Origin of the sequence: Bacillus sp. SIMBA_008, from assembly GCF_046535495.1 — a bacterium.
In the GTDB taxonomy this organism is placed as follows: domain Bacteria; phylum Bacillota; class Bacilli; order Bacillales; family Bacillaceae; genus Bacillus; species Bacillus subtilis.
The window spans coordinates 682884-698515 of sequence record NZ_JAWRWL010000003.1; the positions used below are offsets into that span (position 1 = coordinate 682884).

At 45.4% G+C, this 15632-nt stretch carries 15 protein-coding genes, 1 pseudogene and 1 other annotated feature; of the genes and pseudogenes, 7 read left to right on the forward strand and 9 right to left on the reverse strand.

Annotation, left to right across the window (positions count from 1 at the left end; translation table 11 throughout):
• The first annotated feature begins 2 nt into the window (after window positions 1-2).
• Together SB658_RS14060 and albG are read left to right on the forward strand one after the other, a co-directional pair.
• Complete coding sequence (locus SB658_RS14060; RefSeq protein ID WP_003227558.1) at window positions 3-1283, forward strand: M16 family metallopeptidase; 1281 nt, start codon at window positions 3-5, stop codon at window positions 1281-1283.
• Window positions 1280-1981, forward strand: coding sequence for an antilisterial bacteriocin subtilosin biosynthesis protein AlbG (gene albG, locus SB658_RS14065; protein WP_144500477.1), 702 nt, complete (start codon window positions 1280-1282; stop codon window positions 1979-1981). The genes SB658_RS14060 and albG overlap by 4 nt, the downstream gene beginning before the upstream one ends.
• Window positions 1982-1986: 5 nt before the next feature.
• Here the strand turns inward: albG and SB658_RS14070 are convergent, their stop codons facing one another.
• From SB658_RS14070 to SB658_RS14080, 3 genes are read right to left on the reverse strand one after another with little or no spacing between them, the layout of a single operon-like run.
• Window positions 1987-3363, reverse strand: a complete 1377-nt coding sequence (locus SB658_RS14070; protein WP_069703619.1) for a YncE family protein — start codon at window positions 3361-3363, stop codon at window positions 1987-1989.
• Between the two features lie 38 nt (window positions 3364-3401).
• Entirely contained in the window at window positions 3402-4757 is a 1356-nt protein-coding gene (locus SB658_RS14075; protein WP_144500476.1) for a YncE family protein, read from the reverse strand.
• Window positions 4754-4984: a hypothetical protein gene (locus SB658_RS14080; RefSeq protein ID WP_125121078.1), complete on the reverse strand. Its 231-nt coding sequence runs from the start codon at window positions 4982-4984 to the stop codon at window positions 4754-4756. Before SB658_RS14080 ends, SB658_RS14075 begins: the two co-directional genes overlap by 4 nt.
• A 2-nt stretch (window positions 4985-4986) precedes the next feature.
• Between SB658_RS14080 and rapF the strand changes: the two genes are divergently transcribed.
• From rapF to SB658_RS14095, 3 genes and pseudogenes are all read left to right on the forward strand, one after another.
• Entirely contained in the window at window positions 4987-6132 is a 1146-nt protein-coding gene (gene rapF, locus SB658_RS14085) for a response regulator aspartate phosphatase RapF (protein ID WP_029318693.1), read from the forward strand.
• On the forward strand, window positions 6116-6235 hold the full coding sequence (gene phrF, locus SB658_RS14090) for a phosphatase RapF inhibitor PhrF (RefSeq protein WP_009968329.1): 120 nt from the start codon (window positions 6116-6118) through the stop codon (window positions 6233-6235). The genes rapF and phrF overlap by 17 nt, the downstream gene beginning before the upstream one ends.
• Before the next feature lie 97 nt (window positions 6236-6332).
• Window positions 6333-6797 (forward strand): annotated as a pseudogene (locus SB658_RS14095) (YbaK/EbsC family protein).
• Window positions 6798-6828: 31 nt separating this feature from the next.
• Here the strand turns inward: SB658_RS14095 and speB are convergent.
• Both speB and speE read right to left on the reverse strand, forming a co-directional pair.
• On the reverse strand, window positions 6829-7701 hold the full coding sequence (speB, locus tag SB658_RS14100) for an agmatinase (RefSeq protein WP_003227545.1): 873 nt from the start codon (window positions 7699-7701) through the stop codon (window positions 6829-6831).
• A gap of 60 nt (window positions 7702-7761) precedes the next feature.
• On the reverse strand, window positions 7762-8592 hold the full coding sequence (gene speE, locus SB658_RS14105; RefSeq protein ID WP_003227543.1) for a spermidine synthase: 831 nt from the start codon (window positions 8590-8592) through the stop codon (window positions 7762-7764).
• Between the two features lie 201 nt (window positions 8593-8793).
• Between speE and SB658_RS14110 the strand changes: the two genes are divergently transcribed.
• Window positions 8794-10869, forward strand: coding sequence for a transglycosylase domain-containing protein (locus SB658_RS14110; protein ID WP_144500474.1), 2076 nt, complete (start codon window positions 8794-8796; stop codon window positions 10867-10869).
• A gap of 293 nt (window positions 10870-11162) precedes the next feature.
• Here the strand turns inward: SB658_RS14110 and SB658_RS14115 are convergent, their stop codons facing one another.
• Both SB658_RS14115 and SB658_RS14120 read right to left on the reverse strand, forming a co-directional pair.
• Window positions 11163-11681 (reverse strand): YwhD family protein, encoded by a 519-nt coding sequence (locus tag SB658_RS14115; RefSeq protein WP_049140940.1) that lies wholly within the window; start codon window positions 11679-11681, stop codon window positions 11163-11165.
• A gap of 13 nt (window positions 11682-11694) precedes the next feature.
• Entirely contained in the window at window positions 11695-12354 is a 660-nt protein-coding gene (locus SB658_RS14120) for a site-2 protease family protein (RefSeq protein WP_003243167.1), read from the reverse strand.
• A gap of 108 nt (window positions 12355-12462) precedes the next feature.
• Here SB658_RS14120 and SB658_RS14125 point away from each other — a divergent pair, with 108 nt between their 5' ends.
• Entirely contained in the window at window positions 12463-12651 is a 189-nt protein-coding gene (locus SB658_RS14125; protein ID WP_003222038.1) for a 2-hydroxymuconate tautomerase, read from the forward strand.
• 42 nt (window positions 12652-12693) lie between these two features.
• On the opposite strand, the gene SB658_RS14130 is transcribed toward SB658_RS14125, so the two are convergent.
• The gene (locus SB658_RS14130; RefSeq protein ID WP_003242889.1) at window positions 12694-13113 is read right to left on the reverse strand and encodes a MarR family transcriptional regulator; all 420 of its coding nucleotides are present in this window, start codon (window positions 13111-13113) and stop codon (window positions 12694-12696) included.
• Window positions 13114-13232: 119 nt separating this feature from the next.
• The gene (gene thrS / locus SB658_RS14135; RefSeq protein ID WP_410601786.1) at window positions 13233-15149 is read right to left on the reverse strand and encodes a threonine--tRNA ligase; all 1917 of its coding nucleotides are present in this window, start codon (window positions 15147-15149) and stop codon (window positions 13233-13235) included.
• Window positions 15150-15202: 53 nt separating this feature from the next.
• Window positions 15203-15424: a binding site (T-box leader), on the reverse strand.
• Window positions 15425-15632 lie beyond the last annotated feature (208 nt).

A 15632-nucleotide genomic window follows, 5' to 3' on the forward strand; every position in this document is an offset into this window, starting at 1 on the left:
AGATGGAAAAGAAAGCCTTTTTTCAACAACTGGATGAACGAACCGATATCAGATACACAGACAGCGGACTAAAAATATTCAGATTGAAATTCCCCCGCGCCCACCTGCGGCTGTGCAATGTAAAAATCGATTTTGGAAGCCGGGATGTATGTATACGGGCAGAATCCGGTGATACACTGCTTCCGTATGGCACAGCGCATTTTTTAGAGCATCTTCTCTTCTGGCATAACGGCCGCAATCTGTACAGTGATTTTTTTGCGCATGGCGCGCTTTTAAACGCATTCACTACCTACACCGATACCAATTTCATGTTTACCTCATTACCGGATCGGCTCAGACAAACGATCCCCATCCTGCTTGATGCTTTATGGAACCACTCATTTGACAAGAAGATTGTCGCTCAGGAAAAAGCTGTGATTACAAGCGAAATTCAAACAGCACACCTTAACCATCAGCTCTCATATCATTATCAGCTGATCAGCATGCTTTCTCCCTCCTCACCAGCTGCCGTTTTCCCCGCAGGCAGAATCGAAGATATTGAGGCGCTGGACATCAGTGATTTACAAAAAGCCTATAAGGCTGCCTACCAAGCCCATCGGATGACACTGTTTTTGATTGGGGGCTCAGAAAATACAGAAACGCTTTTGCCTCCTCACCTCCAGCTGGAAAAGCGTCCGGATTATCATGCTGAAAGAAAAATCATCCCGGCATGCCCTCCAGCCCTCTCACAAAAAATGGTGCTGGGTGATGAGGAGCGGATGGAAGATACTTGGACCGGATTACAGATCGGCGCACTTCCCGGGCAAAACGATCTGTTGTCGATAAAGCTTTATTGGGATATCGCGGCTCGTATTCTATTTCAATTAGATTCACCGTTTTTTCAAGAGATTCAGCAAACGTACCGTCTGGAAATCGATCGCTTGTCAGCCGAGACTTATATATATGAGGATGGCGGTTTCTTGATCCTTCACAGTCAAGGGACCCATTCTTCAGCTTATATCGATGTGGCTTCATACTATGTCACACAGAAGAAAGAACAGGTTGCCGCCTGGCTTCAATACGGCAAGGACTCTTTGACAGACGCGATCATTTATGACAGCGATTATGTGCGTAAATGCTTCGAGTGGGCAGCCGAGTGTGACAGGTGCGATTGCTCGTTTCTTGACATGTACCACATCATTCAAGATATGGATGCGCAGGTTTTCTTGTCTCTCATTGATGCAATGGCATCTTCTAACAAAGCGATCATTCATGTTTCTCAGAAAGAGGCGATCAGACAATGATAAAAAACACTGTCTTTACCCTTTTATTGCTGCTTATAGGTATGGCGGCTTATTCCTTCGGCTGGGTTCAGGTCGTGGCCGAAGCCGCCGCCCAATATGTACAGATGATCAACAATGACGCTGTGCGGCTCGGGCTGCTGGCTTGTACCGCTGCCCTCCTGATGCTGCCTGCTTTTCTCTATCTTCATTATGTCACCCAATCCGTGAAAAACATGACAGCAGCTTTTCAGAAACTCACACAGTCTCATCAAAGCTGCTGTGACTTTCAGCAACACAACTTGTGCAGCCGATATGCAGAAGACGTCAAATCGCTGCGTGACAGCTATAAAAACGTCCGCCAAACATACGTGATGGCTGCCGTGTTGTGCCAAGTCATCATATTCGGCTGCATGTTCGAAATCGTTAAAGCCGTCCCTTTCCGCCTTCACACGCCCCCTGCCCTTTCAATGGGACTTGCGATGCTACTGATCCTGTATTTATTGTTTTGCATGCGAACGTATTTGCGGCAGCTTTTCCGGCACGGCAGCCTGTTCAGAAAAGTGTTTGCGGGAGCGCTGGCAGCAGCCGGGATTTGGTGGATGCTCAGTTTCTCTATAAGTGAACTTCTGTTTCTGATTATCCTGGCTGCCATCCAACAAATCGGATCATTTATTTATAAACGATTCTCTTATCGCAGCACCGCTTCTCTTAATCTATAAAATAGCTACATCACAATCGCAGACGGACCCGCGCCAACCGGAATCACCGTCACGGCTGTATAATCACTTGTGCGGTACACGGTCACAGCATTGTCGTTGGGCTGTGCCGCATAAATATACTGTTTGTCCGGCGTTACGGCGAGGTCAAAAGCGCCGGGGAGAGACACGTTTGCAATGATCCTCTGTCTGGCCGTATTAACTACATATAAGTTATTAATGAGAAACGGTTCACTATATGGCTCTAGAAAATAAGCTCTAGTGCTATCGAGAGAAAATACAATCGTCCTCAGCGTTTCAAATAAACGGCTGAAGTCCCCTCCCCTGCTTAATGGTGACAAACTAATCTCCGTTACACCTTTCGGCCACAGCTCACCATTCAACACGTACGCAAAATTTCCAGCGTAAGGAGTTGCAATTAAATTGGGAAATTCAAATGAATCTATGATACTTTCTACCAACTGCCCAGTATTTACATCATATTTATCAACCGACCAACTGCTTCCATTAGCGGTATAGACATACTGTCCATTCGGATCAAGAGCAAAGTCTAAAGCGCCGGGTATCGGAATGACATCAATGACCGATTGAGAGGCCGTGTTAATCACATATATAGATCCGGCGGCCATCACGTATGCGAACTCATCTGTTGGATCAAATTCGATCTTTCTCGGCCCTCCTCCAACAGTAATGGTATTTATGATGGTTAATGTTTTATTATCAATCACTGAGACAAGGTTGGTATTTCCATGGAGGACATACGTGAATGCTTTATCGAAAGTAACGCCTAGATTAGTTGGCACGTCAGAAAAAGGGATTGTTTTTACAACAGTGTTTAAATCTGCATCAATAACCGAAACCGTGCTGTCTCCAGTATTGGCAGTAAACACATACGATTGAGGGTCTGGCGATGGCGGTAAAACAAGTGTCCCGGTCACCGTAAGCGGACTGCCGTAGAAAGGCGGTACAATGAGCAGATCTTCCACTGTTATTTGACTGAAATCAGGACAGCGGCCAGACTGTGCTGCATAATAAACAACTTGATCAATCTCTTCAGTATGAATCACAGAAACCGCCCCATTGCCTTGTCCATATTGATTTCGCACAGGCGACACACTGACAAGAAGCGTAATGGTCCCTTGTACTCTCACAGCATATCGAACACCGATATCTTCTGGTTCCGGCCCAGTCTGGATTAAGCAAGGCTCACTGATACAGGACAAATTGTCTGTACTCCATGTAACAGCCGTTGACGCTTCGGCCGAATCAACCTTGAAGCCCTCAGGGATATCTATCGGCACTTGAAACGGCGCTTCTCGGCTAATTTCCTCATCACAAAAACAGAAACAATTTTCCTGTAAAGCAGAAAGATCATTCTTTTTCATGATTTCACGTCCTTTTAGAAATGCACAACATGCAGCGGTTAAATCGTAATGGCACCCGGTGAAACCCCAAGAGATATCACAGTTTCCTCAGAATAATCATCTGTGTTGTAAACAATGATGCTCTGCTCTATAAAACGAGTTGCATACAGAAAATCGCCATTCGGGGTAAACGCATAGTCTGTTGCTGATTGCGGAACATTTCCTATAACGCCTGCTCCATTTGGACTGACAGAATATAAATTGCCAGTGAAGCCGTCATATAAATACACCTCTGCTCCACTCGTAAACATTCGATATTCCCCTTCATACTCCAGCTCTTGGGTGCTGCTGATGGTAAACGTATTTAAATCAATAACCGTCAAATAATTAAAAAAGAATTCTTGTTCTAATACATAGGCATACCGCTCCGGCCAATTTGTTTCTATGGTTGATACGATAAGCTCTCGTTCAATTGTTCCTGTGACTTCACCGGTAGTTAGGTCCACTTTTTGCACTATTCCAAAATTCAGAACATAGGCGAATAACCCATTGGGATCGATTGCAACATCATATCCTTCCACAGGAATCGACCTATCCACAGTTAACGTATCAATTCCAATCACATAAACCGCAGTACCGGTGAAAACATAAGCAAACTCATGATTAGGGATAAATCTAATCAATCGAGGCGGCTGATCCAGCAATATAGTTGCTGTCACTGTTAATGTGTCATAATCGATGACAGAAATCACATTATTGTTGGGATGTAAGACAAACACAGCGCTTTTATCTGGCGTAATTTCAATACCTGCCGGATTGTACGGAAGAGCAATCGTTGTCACAACAGTATCGGTGTTTGTATCAATCACAGAAACTGATTGATCATTTGGATTCGCTGTAAACGCGTAGACGGGTTCCGGCTCCGGTACAAGCACAATTGTCCCCGTCACCGATAAAGGACTGCCGTAAAACGGCGGAACAACAACAAGGTTCTCAATCGTGATGTCACTGATATCCGGGCAATCATCCGGTTCATCGGAATAATAGACGACTTGATCGATTTCTGCATTGTGAATGACGGAAACAGCCCCGTCCCCTTGTCCATATTGATTTCGCACAGGTGAGACACTGACGAGTAGCGTAACGGTTCCCTGCAGGCGCACTGCAAATTGAACACCGACCTCATCAGGCTCTGGCCCCGTTTGAATTAAGCAACGGTCACTGACACAAGAAAGGCTGTCTGCATTCCACGTCACGTTTGCAACAGCTTCAGCCGGATCAACGACAAACCCTTCAGGTAATTCAATCGGTGCTTGAAACATGGCTTCTCGGCTTGCTTCTCCCTCACAAAAACATAAGCACTCTTCTTGTTCTGCTCCTGCTTTTTCTTTAAAGGAAAGCTTGTTTTTTCTCATTCCTTCACTTCCTTTTCAGACATACACTGCTCACGCAGATATAACAGAATATGGAAGATTAACGTGTTTGCTTGTACAAATTGCTGAGGGTAAACGCTTCTTTTTGAAAATATATCTCCAAACATGCGGTGTAACGAAAGAAAAAATTGCGGTTTTTTTGCGCTTCTCACAAGAATGTTGATGATAAAATATGACATATATAGAATTATGAAGGGAGGGATTTGCAAACGTGACAGGTGTCATATCTTCTTCTTCCATCGGAGAAAAGATTAACGAATGGTATATGTACATACGCCGATTTAGCATACCCGATGCAGAATATTTGCGACGAGAAATCAAGCAAGAGCTGGATCAAATGGAAGAAGATCAAGACCTTCATTTGTACTATTCACTGATGGAGTTTCGGCACAACCTAATGCTTGAGTACCTTGAACCGTTAGAAAAAATGAGAATTGAGGAACAGCCGAGACTGTCTGATCTGCTGCTTGAGATTGATAAAAAACAGGCTCGTTTAACTGGTCTGCTTGAGTACTATTTTAATTTCTTCAGAGGCATGTATGAGCTGGATCAGCGGGAATATCTGTCGGCTATTAAATTTTTCAAAAAGGCCGAAAGCAAGCTGATATTCGTTAAGGATCGGATAGAGAAAGCTGAGTTTTTCTTTAAGATGTCTGAATCTTATTACTATATGAAACAAACGTATTTTTCAATGGACTATGCACGGCAAGCATATGAAATATACAAAGAAAATGAAGCTTATAATATAAGATTGCTGCAGTGTCATTCTTTATTTGCCACCAATTTTTTAGATTTAAAACAGTATGAGGATGCCGTCTCACATTTTCAAAAAGCTTATTCTATGGCAGAAGCTGAAAAGCAGCCCCAATTAATGGGAAGAACTTTGTACAATATCGGGCTTTGTAAAAACAGCCAAAGCCAATATGAGGATGCCATAACTTATTTCAAAAGAGCAATAGCTGTTTTTGAAGAATCAAATATTCTTCCTTCCTTACCTCAAGCGTATTTTTTAATTACACAGATCCATTATAAATTAGGAAAAATGGATAAAGCTCATGAATATCATAGTAAGGGAATGGCTTATTCACAAAAGGCCGGAGATGTAATATATTTATCAGAGTTTGAATTTTTAAAATCTTTATACTTATCAGGCCCGGATGAAGAAGCAATTCAAGGATTTTTTGATTTTCTCGAAAGTAAAATGTTGTATGCTGATCTTGAAGATTTCGCTATTGATGTGGCAAAATATTATCATGAACGTAAAAATTTTCAAAAAGCTTCTGCTTATTTTTTGAAGGTGGAACAAGTAAGGCAACTTATTCAAGGAGGAGTGAGTTTGTATGAAATTGAAGTCTAAACTATTACTCTCTTGTCTGGCTCTAAGCACTGTGTTCGTGGCAACAACTATTGCAAATGCACCTACACACCAAATTGAAGTTGCACAACGAGGAATGATTTAACCGCCGTCCATCGGCGGTTTTTTTGTCCCCTCTTTACCCAGTCTCCCAATCCATGCTATGATTTTTTCAATAATCTTAAAAATAGTGGAAATGCAGCATGTCTCTAAAAAGTGTGAGAACCCACTTTACACAATGGAATCGAGAAAATGATGTGACGGAGTTCGAAACGTCGAGCGCGACACTGTTGAACAGGCAGCTGAGACGATCGGCGTGAGCCCGGCTAGAATCGCCAAGACCCTGTCCTTCAGAGGGGAAGGAGATCAGGCGATTCTGATTGTGGCAGCCGGCGATGCCAAGATCGACAACAAAAAGTCCAGACAAACATTTGGCTTTAAAGCAAGAATGCTCTCTCCTAATGAGGTACTGGAGCAGACAGGCCATGAAATTGGAGGAGTTTGCCCATTTGGATTGGCTCATGATCCTGAGGTTTATCTTGATGTATCGCTGAAACGGTTTGAGACTGTTTTCCTCGCTGCGGCAGCAGAAACTCCGCTATTGAGGAGAATTATCCGAATTTTCTTTCTTAAAAGCATGGATTGATGTTTGTAAAGACTGGGAATAAAAAAACATCCAGACATCGTCTGGATGTTTACTTATTTCACAAAACCAAGCAGCATCTCACGGATGATTTTGCTGGCTGTGTTTGCCGTTTGCTCTGAGTGGTCATACACCGGTGCGACTTCCACTAAATCAGCGCCCTTTACGTTTACCTCTGAACGCGCAATTTCATGGACGGATGCAAGCAGTTCTTTAGACGTGATGCCGCCGGCGTCAACCGTTCCTGTACCCGGTGCGTGTGCAGGGTCTAATACGTCAATGTCAATTGTGACATAAACCGGACGGCCCGCCAGCTTCGGAAGCACCTCTTTCAGCGGTTCAAGCACTTCAAATTTTGAGATGTGCATGCCGTTTTCCTTCGCCCATTCAAACTCTTCTTTCATGCCGGAACGGATTCCGAATGAATACACATTGTGCGGTCCGATCAATTCTGCCGCCTTACGGATCGGCGTGGAGTGAGAAAGCGGTTCTCCCTCATAATCAACACGAAGATCTGTATGTGCGTCAAAATGGATGATCGCAAGGTCTGGGTATTTCTTGTACATCGCTTTAATGACAGGCCATGACACGAGGTGCTCACCGCCCATACCCATTGGGAACTTCCCTTTTTCTAAAATGCTGTCCACGTACTCTTCAATCATATCCAAGCTTCGCTGCGGATTTCCGAACGGCAGCGGAATGTCGCCGGCGTCAAAGAAGTTCAAGTCAGCCAGATCGCGGTCTAAATATGGGCTGTATTCCTCAAGGCCGATTGACACCTCACGGATTCTGCTTGGACCAAAGCGTGAGCCCGGGCGATAGCTGACTGTCCAGTCCATCGGCATGCCGTAAAGAATGGCGTCCGCTTCTTCCCACTCGGGACGGCTCGCGATAAATACTTTTCCTGAATAAGCTTCATCAAATCTCATCTATAATACCCTCGCTTTCCTGTAAAAAAGCGCAAGATTCGCTCCTGCGCCATACCTTCATTATTTAATCAGGTCACTCACAAATTTCGGCAGAACAAACGCCGCTTTATGAATATCTTTTGTGTAATATTTCGTCTCAATATCGAAGAAACGGCTGTCTTCCACTGCAAGCGGATCATATTTTTTCGAGCCAATTGTAAATGTCCACAAACCGCTTGGATATGTCGGAATGTTCGCCGTATACAGCTTCGTAATCGGGAAGATTTCCTTCACGTCGCGCTGTACATTTGTGATTAATTCCGGTGTAAACCATGGGTTGTCCGTCTGCGCAACGAAAATACCGTCTTCTTTCAGCGCTTTTGCGATTCCTGCGTAGAATCCTTTTGTAAACAGGTTTACAGCCGGTCCGACTGGTTCAGTTGAATCTACCATGATGACGTCGTATTGATTTTCAGATTTTGCAATGTGCATAAATCCGTCATCTACCTGCACGTCAACGCGCGGATCATCCAGTTTGCCTGCGATAGAAGGAAGGAACTTTTTAGAGTATTCGATAACCTTGCCGTCAATGTCTACAAGTGTCGCTTTTTTCACGCTTGGGTGCTTCAGGATTTCTCTGATAACGCCGCCGTCACCGCCGCCGACTACAAGAACGTGCTCCGGATTTGGGTGCGTAAATAATGGCACATGCGCCACCATTTCGTGATAAACGAATTCGTCTTTTTCAGATGTCATCACCATGCCGTCCAAAAACAGCATGTTGCCGAACTCTTCTGTTTCCACCATTTCTAAATGCTGAAACTCCGTTTGTTCTGTATGTAACGTCTTGTTAACCTTCATCGTAATGCCAAAGTTTTTCGTCTGCTTCTCTGTGTACCAAAGTTCGCTCAATTGTCATCTCCCTTTCGAGGCTGTATTCATTTATTGTAAGCGTCTTATCAGCTTTTATTCTCGGTTGAAATCTCATTTTCACCTAAGGAAAAAGTATAGAGGATGGCGGGGAAAAAGTAAAGATGCGTCCTGTTCTGTGATGTTTAAAAACGATCTTTTTTTCTCATAATAGTAGAAACATAAAAAAAGGGGGAACCCGTTGTGGATGCAATGACAAATAAACGGCTGAGACTGACGCTGAAAACCGTTCGCGCCTTTATCTTTTTAGGGGCTTTTGCGGCCTTGGCGGCAGCTGCCGTGTTTATGACTGTCATTTTGATAGCCAAATACCAGGGCGCTCCCTCGGTGCAAGTGCCGCAATCCACGATTTTGTATGCGAGTGACGGCTCAAAGCTCGGGGAAACGAACTACGGCGAAAAGCGCTATTGGGTCCCCTTAAAGGACATGAATCCGACGATCGTAAAAGCGACAGTGGCGATTGAAGACCAGAATTTCTACGATCATCACGGCTTTGATTATAAACGCATGGCCGGCGCGGCGCTTGCTGACCTGAAAGCATTTGCCAAAGTTCAGGGTGCAAGCACCATCACCCAGCAATATGCGAGAAACTTATACCTTGAACACGACAAAACGTGGAAACGGAAATGGAATGAGGCGTTCTACACGATCCGTCTGGAACAAAACTATTCTAAGGACGAGATATTAGAAGGCTATTTAAATACGATTTACTACGGCCACGGCGCCTACGGCATTGAAGCAGCTTCCCGCCTGTATTTCGGCAAGCATGCCAAAAACCTGACGGATGCGGAGGCGGCGCTTTTGGCAGGAATCCCGAAAGGCCCTTCCGGCTATTCACCGTATGTCAATGAGACGAAGGCCAAGGAACGCCAGAAAACGATTGTGCGGATGATGGAAAAGCAGCAGATGATCAGCCAAAAGAAAGCGGATGAATTGATCAAGGAACCTCTTTCCTATCAGCCTTTGAATAAACAAGTTTCCAAGAGAAAGGCTCCTTACTTCTATGACAATGCGATGAGAGAGCTGGAAAAAAAGCTCGGCATGACACGGGAGCAAATTGAAACGAGCGGGTTAAACGTCTATACAACGGTAGATAAACGGATGCAGCGCATCGCCGAGGAGACCATTACCGAAACGGTTAACGGGGGATCTGACATTCAAGTCGGGTTTTCAGCCATTGATCCCCGCACCGGAAACGTTCTCGCCCTTGTCGGCGGCAGGGATTATCAAAAAAGCCCGTTTGACCGGACGACACAGGCGAAGCGCCAGCCTGCTTCGACGATCAAGCCGTTGCTGTACTATAAAGCGATTCAGAGCGGATTTACGCCAGTCACTTTGATGAAAAGTGAAGAAACCGAGTTTCAAATTGACGCAAAGGGAGAAACCTATTCTCCAAGCAACTATAACGGATACTACGCCAACAAGCCGATTACGCTTCTGCAGGCGCTGGCGCTTTCCGACAATATTTACGCTGTGAAAACGCATCTTTTTCTCGGCACGAACAAACTTGTAAAGACGGCAAAGGAATTCGGCATTACCGCCCATCTTCAAGCACTGCCGTCTCTGGCACTCGGCACCGAACCCGTACGCCCGATTGAGATGGTCAACGCCTATGCCATGCTCGCAAATGGCGGAAAGAAAATCGAACCGACTTTTATTTCAAGAGTAACGGATGCAGCCGGCCACGTGCTGTACGAAAACCCGAATCAGCATAAACAGGTGCTTGATGAAAAAGCCGCTTTTGTCACAGCGAGTATGATGACAGGCATGTTTGATACCGATTTAAATGGATATACGTCGGTTACGGGGCGAACGATAGCCAACCGCCTGACAAGAACGTATGCCGGAAAATCAGGAACCACCAGCGCAGACAGCTGGATGATCGGCTTCAATCCGAAGCTGGCCGCAGGTGTTTGGACCGGCTATGACAAAAACAGCACCATCGACTCGGTCGAAGAAAAAAGCTATGCTAAAACCATTTGGGCGGACTTCATGGAGGACGCGCTCAAAGGCGAACCGGAAACCGCGTTCAAGCCGCCAAAAGGCGTAACCGGTGTGTACATTGATCCGGAAACAGGCTACTCATCAGGTCCCGGCTGCGCCGCTAAGCATTACACATATTTTGTGAAAGGCACAGAACCAGCAAACGTGTGCTACGGGGCAGAACCAGCAAAACAAACAAAAGACCGGCTTCCATCCAAAGAAAAGCCCGCTTCCGAGAAAAAGTGGTGGGACAAATGGCTAGGGCGACATCATTAAAAATAACCCGGCTCCTCGGAGGCCGGGTTATTCGTATGGTTCCTTCATAATCGATGGAAGAATGTTAGACAATCGAGCTGAACAATCAGTTTTGGGATAAAGTGGTGAATTTCTCATTTCTTCGACGCCGGCTTTCATCTCCCAGTCGCCGACTCATATCCCCCTAAAAAATGAAAAACCCCGAGTCTTGTTTCGGCTCGGGATTTTCCATGTCCTATTTCTGTATCACCAGTTTACTCAAAGTTTACGAAAAATATCTCAAATACTTTAAAAGTTCACAGAAAATTCACAAATTAATCGTTTTCCGGAAGCAGGCTCGTTTTTAACTCATCTGAGGAACGGTCCCATAGGCCCTGATCATGCTTTTTCAGAAATTCGCCTAGTACACGCTTCGAGCTGTCGTCCATTTTATCAACGATGATTTTCCGTTTCATGGATTTATCCATCAGATTCACATGCTCAGGCAGTGACTTGTAGCCTCTTCTGATGCTTCTGTCGACCGTCATTTCACAAGCTGTCACACCAGCGTAATAAGGCCCCTCTTCTTTTCTGTCAATCGTTACCCACACAAGCCAGTATGGTTTTCCGTTCGGAACTTCTTCTTTATTCGGGAGAAATTTAATTCCTTTTTCGACGGTGCTGCGGGCATGCATGGCGCCGATGTCTACGAACGCTTCTTTTTCCTCTACATCAACGAATACGGGAGAAATGTTATCAAGGCTGAGTGCCCCTACGCCAAAACCGCCGTGTCCGTCTGTCGGATCACTTTTGATAATATTAAACCCGATTGATTTTTTCTTTTTTTCTTCCATGAAGTTCTACCTCCTACAAAAGCGGTTGAAATATCGCTGAAAACAGCTTTAAAATCGAATCTCTTCCTGCATTGAGCATCGGCCACAGCACGTAAGATCCGAGCGGTGTCACAAACAGCACCAAAAATACGATAAAGCCGTAGCTCTCCGCCTGCGTCATTTTGGCACGCACGCCCGGCGGAACGAGATCTTCTATAATTCGATAGCCATCGAGCGGAGGAAGCGGCAGCAGATTAAATAAAAACAAGACAAGATTCAGCTGTATCCAAATAGAAAAAAACTGATCCAGCCCCGTGCTGAACGCCGCAAGCATTTCCATTCCGTACGCATGCATCAACACTAACAAAAAGAAACCAATAAACGCAAGAATCAGGTTACTGACGGGCCCGGCTATAGATACGAGCACACCAGCAAGCCGGGGTTTCTTAAAGAAACGGCGATTCACGGGAATGGGGCGCGCCCACCCGAATCCGGCCACCAGAATCAAAATGGTTCCGAACGGATCAAGGTGTTTAATGGGATTCAGCGTCAGTCTTCCTTGTTTTTTCGCCGTATCGTCACCGAATTTGTATGCGACATAAGCGTGGGCAAGCTCGTGCATCGTAAACGACACAATTAGCGTGATGACGAGGTATGGCATTAAAGATAACGGATAATATAAAAAACGGTCCAAGTGAGATATCCCTCTTTCTCAAAATGCAAGAATTTACTTTATTCAGTATACTATAAGAAGCCTCTTTTTCTAAAGAGAGGAAACGAGATAAAGGAGGATTCAGCACCCATGCCATACGTAACTGTCAAAATGCTCGAAGGCCGTACAGACGAGCAAAAACGCAATCTTGTCGAGAAAGTAACAGAAGCCGTAAAGGAAACAACCGGTGCTTCTGAAGAAAAAATTGTTGTCTTTATAGAAGAAATGAGAAAAGACCATTATGCCGTCGCAGGCAAACGCCTGAGCGATATGGAATAATCTCTATAAAGCCGGCGCTTCGCGCACCGGCTTTTATTATCCCTATTGAGCCAGCTTCGCAATAATCGCCAAGAACGTCTTTTTCTCTTCGGCTGTTAAACGTTCAAACATGCCATCAATCAGCTGCTGGCGGTTTTCGATCATTTGTTCAGCCGCTCCCCGGCCCGATTCAGAAAGCGTAATCCATACAGTGCGGCGGTCATTGTTATTTCTGGATCTCTCAATAAACCCTTCCTGCTCTAAATGATTCAGAGCTGTGGTCGTGGCTGAGGGAGACAGTGTGACCTCCTTCAAAATATCCTTTATGGTGCAGCTCCCATGTCTGTATATGATCCGCAGAATAAATCCTCTTACATTATTCACGTGTTTCGGAACGGTGGCTTCATCTAATTGCTTCGTGCTTTTCAAATATTTTGTAAGTGCGTGATCCAGCAAATTTGCTTCCAGTTTGTCATGGTCCATGTCAATTTCCCCATTTCGAGATGCATTCATAACATACGAACGATATGATTTACTTATTATTTTACTGATTCCGAATAGGGAAAGTCAAAAAAGCAAAATGTGAATTCACAGCTTTTATCCTACATGCCTCGATTTTCCACCTGTTTGACAAGTTTATCTTTAAAAGTTTGGAAAGGAACGTGTTCACTCTGCTGATGTCCGAATTGGCGGACGTTTACCGCATTCTCCTGCTCCTCATGATCTCCAAGCACCAGCACGTACGGGATTTTCTGCACCTGCGATTCTCTGATTTTATAGCCGAGCTTCTCATTGCGCTCATCAATGCCGGCTCTTATCCCCGCCTGCTTCAGCTCCGCCTGCACCTTTCTGCAATAGTCTAAGTGAACGTGCGAAACCGGTATGATTTGAACCTGGACCGGTGCGAGCCAGACTGGAAAAGCCCCGCCGTAATGCTCGATCAAAATACCGAAGAAACGGTCGATCGAGCCGAAAACCGCTCTGTGGATGACAACGGGACGAACCTTCTCATTGAGTTCGTTGATATATGTTAAATCAAATTTTTCCGGCATTTGAAAATCAAGCTGAATTGTCGCACATTGGTGGCTCCGTTTCAGGGCATCTTTTATGTGGAAATCAATTTTCGGCCCGTAAAACGCCCCATCACCTTCATTGATCTCATAAGAGAGGCCAAGCTCCTCAAGGACGCGTGCTAAGGCACGTTCCGACGCTTCCCAAAGGCTGTCATCGCCTAATGAATCCTCCGGGCGAGTCGAAAGCTCAACTGAATACTCGAAACCAAATGTCCGATATACCTCATCAATCAGCCGAATCGCTTCTTTGATCTCACTCTCAATCTGATCCTCCCGAACGAAAATATGGGCGTCATCCTGACAGAACGTCCGAACGCGAAGCATTCCGTTTAAAGCGCCGCTGTATTCATGGCGGTGCACCTGTCCGAATTCCGCCATGCGAATTGGCAGATCCCGATAAGAATACAGGCTGTTTTTAAAAATGAGCATGTGGCCGGGGCAATTCATCGGCTTCATTGCGAATCTTGTATCATCCACTTCTGAAAAGTACATATTGTCGCGATAATGGTCCCAATGGCCTGACTGCTCCCATAACCGCTGATTCATCATAAACGGCGTACGCACCTCATCGTAGCCGGCATTTGTTTGCAGCTCACGCGAGAAGCGCTCCAGCTCATTGCGGACAATCTGCCCTTTCGGCAAATAAAACGGCATCCCCGGCGCTTCTTCAGAAAACATAAACAGCCCTAACTGTTTGCCGAGCTTGCGATGGTCTCGTTTTGCCGCTTCTTCCAGCATATGCAGGTGCGCATCCAAATCTTTTTTCTTTTGAAACGCAACCCCGTACACCCGCTGTAGGACTTCATTTTTGCTGTCTCCGCGCCAATAAGCGCCTGATACTCTTGTCAGTTTGAACGCCTTGATCATCCCTGTAGAAGGAAGATGCGGCCCGCGGCACAGGTCAACGAATTCCCCTTGCTGGTACAGTGTGATATCCTCCCCGCGCGGAATATTCTTTAAAATCTCAAGCTTAAGCCGCTCGCCTTTTTGTGCAAACAGCTCTTCAGCCTCTTCGTAAGAAACCTCTATACGTTTGATTTCAAGGTTCTCATTTATTATGTGTTCCATTTCTTTTTCGATGGCCTCTAAGTCTCCTGATGCCAAGCTTTTCCCCAGCTTCATGTCATAGTAGAAGCCGTCTAGAATCACAGGCCCTACCCCCAATGACACTTCGCCGTACAGCCGTTTTACTGCTTGGGCCAGCACGTGCGCTGTTGTGTGGCGAAGCACCTGCAAGCCTTCTTGTGAATCGAGTGTGACAATCGAAAGCTCAGCATCCTCCTCCAGCTTGAAACTGAGATCAACAAGCTTGCCGTTGACCTGACCTGCGGCCGCCTTCTTTTGCAGACTGGAACTGATAGAACCAGCCGCTTCTTTGATTGTGATGCCTTTCGGATATTCCTGGATCTGTCCGTCCGGAAGCTGAATGTCTACATGTTTACTCATTTTAAAACACTCCTTATTCATTGTTGTATATAAAAAAACACACCCGTCCCGCAGATAGGGACGAGTGTGTGATTAACCCGTGGTTCCACCCAAGTTCCCGACAAATACTATGTTGTCGGCTCGGTGCTATAACGCAGCATAGACGGCATTGGTTACTTCAGTTCCCCAATGCTGCTCCAAGGCGGTAAATGATATTCCTAAGCTGGGAAGCTCTCACCTTTCCTTCCCTCTCTGAAAACCGTAACTATCATTCATGTCCTTTTCATCGCATGTATTCAATTCATAAAAAAACACACCCGTCCCACAGATAGGGACGAGTGTGTGATTAACCCGTGGTTCCACCCAAGTTCCCGACAAATACTATATTGTCGGCTCGGTGCTGTAACGCAGCATAGACGGCATTGGATACTTCAGTTCCCCAATGCTGCTCCAAGGCGGTAAATGATATTCCTAAGCTGGGAAGCTCTCACCTTTCCTTCCCTC

Excerpts from the sequence above, each read along its gene's own strand:
- SB658_RS14060 (WP_003227558.1), top strand. The coding sequence starts at position 3 with ATGGAAAAGAAAGCCTTTTTTCAACAACTGGATGAACGAACCGATATC.
- speB (WP_003227545.1), bottom strand. The coding sequence starts at position 7,701 with ATGAGATTTGATGAAGCTTATTCAGGAAAAGTATTTATCGCGAGCCGT.
- albG (WP_144500477.1), top strand. The coding sequence starts at position 1,280 with ATGATAAAAAACACTGTCTTTACCCTTTTATTGCTGCTTATAGGTATG.
- phrF (WP_009968329.1), top strand. The coding sequence starts at position 6,116 with ATGAAATTGAAGTCTAAACTATTACTCTCTTGTCTGGCTCTAAGCACT.
- SB658_RS14070 (WP_069703619.1), bottom strand. The coding sequence starts at position 3,363 with ATGAAAAAGAATGATCTTTCTGCTTTACAGGAAAATTGTTTCTGTTTT.
- thrS (WP_410601786.1), bottom strand. The coding sequence starts at position 15,149 with ATGAGTAAACATGTAGACATTCAGCTTCCGGACGGACAGATCCAGGAA.
- SB658_RS14125 (WP_003222038.1), top strand. The coding sequence starts at position 12,463 with ATGCCATACGTAACTGTCAAAATGCTCGAAGGCCGTACAGACGAGCAA.
- SB658_RS14130 (WP_003242889.1), bottom strand. The coding sequence starts at position 13,113 with ATGGACCATGACAAACTGGAAGCAAATTTGCTGGATCACGCACTTACA.
- SB658_RS14115 (WP_049140940.1), bottom strand. The coding sequence starts at position 11,681 with ATGGAAGAAAAAAAGAAAAAATCAATCGGGTTTAATATTATCAAAAGT.
- SB658_RS14075 (WP_144500476.1), bottom strand. The coding sequence starts at position 4,757 with ATGAGAAAAAACAAGCTTTCCTTTAAAGAAAAAGCAGGAGCAGAACAA.